This window comes from Pseudonocardia sp. EV170527-09, from assembly GCF_008369905.1.
Lineage (GTDB): Bacteria > Actinomycetota > Actinomycetes > Mycobacteriales > Pseudonocardiaceae > Pseudonocardia.
Genome location: NZ_VRMC01000259.1, coordinates 1 through 1,025, shown reverse-complemented (window position 1 = coordinate 1,025; position 1,025 = coordinate 1). Strand labels below are relative to the sequence as shown.

Below are 1,025 nucleotides of genomic sequence, written 5' to 3'. Positions count from 1 at the left end.
CGGTCACCAGCAGCGCCCAGGCGTTGTGTGGTGAGTCCGGTGATCAGGCCGGTCTCCCAGTCCATATGGCACACCAGTCTCCGCAGGATCGCCGACCAGCTACGCCGCTTGTCTGAACGCCACTCCTCGTCGTCGACCAGGCGAGCCACGTAGTCGAGGGCCTCGCGCTGGTCCAGCAAGACCCGGTACTCCCGGTCGATGAAGTTGCGCCAGCCCGGGTGCGGGATGAACCCGGCGCGGTGTCGCGCCCGGGCTCTGGCGACACCGCGTGCCAGCGCCCGTCTGCTCGGCGGTAGCGCCCGACTCCTACGGCCGGGGCCGCTGGCAGGTCCGCTGCGGCGGCGGGCGGCCTTACCCCGAGGAGTACGGCTCGGTGCGACCGCGGCGCGGATGCCGAAGTTGTCGGTTGCCCACTGACCATTGAGTGGCAGTTGGTGGAGCAGGCAGAGCTGGGAGGGGCCGGAGGCCAGGGTGAAGGCGCCGTGCTCGTAGCACAGAGTGCAGAACCCGGTGCCCGCTGCTGGCGAGCGCTCCGATTCTGGGCACGACGAACTTACCCCGTGTCTGTGGTGGTCGGCTCCCGGCCCAGGATGTATCCTGGACACGCGAAAGCACCCCTTCTTCGCAGGTGGGGGATCGACCCCGGTTCGCCGGGGCTACGGCATCAGGCGGGTACAGGTCCGACCTGATGCGAGAACGAACGAACCGAGGCGACCCCCGGCCAGCCAGGGGGTCGCCTCGGTCTCTTTTAGGAGGCCTTGTTCAGAGGCAGCTCCTCCTGACCGTGGCTGGTGAATGCGATCGGCAGCTGTTCACGATGCTGCATGCCGAACCTGATCAAGGCTGCCACTGTGTCGGAGTAACTCCAGTCAAGGTCGACGGCCAGCTGACGGACCGCGGCGCCCTCGTCGGCAGGCAACCGGGTCACCATCGTGTCGCGGGCCCCCTTGGAGGGGCGCCCGCCTTGGGCTTCCCGTTTCGGCATGCCCGGGATCTTGCCACAGGTTTCTGATACAGCGGGCCCG

At 68.2% G+C, this 1,025-nt stretch carries 1 protein-coding gene; it reads right to left on the bottom strand.

Translation table 11 applies throughout. From position 1 onward, the window contains the following. Window positions 1-748: 748 nt before the first annotated feature. Window positions 749-1,025 (bottom strand): hypothetical protein (locus FVA95_RS28945; protein WP_205016041.1); only part of this gene is annotated, 277 nt, incomplete at its 5' end.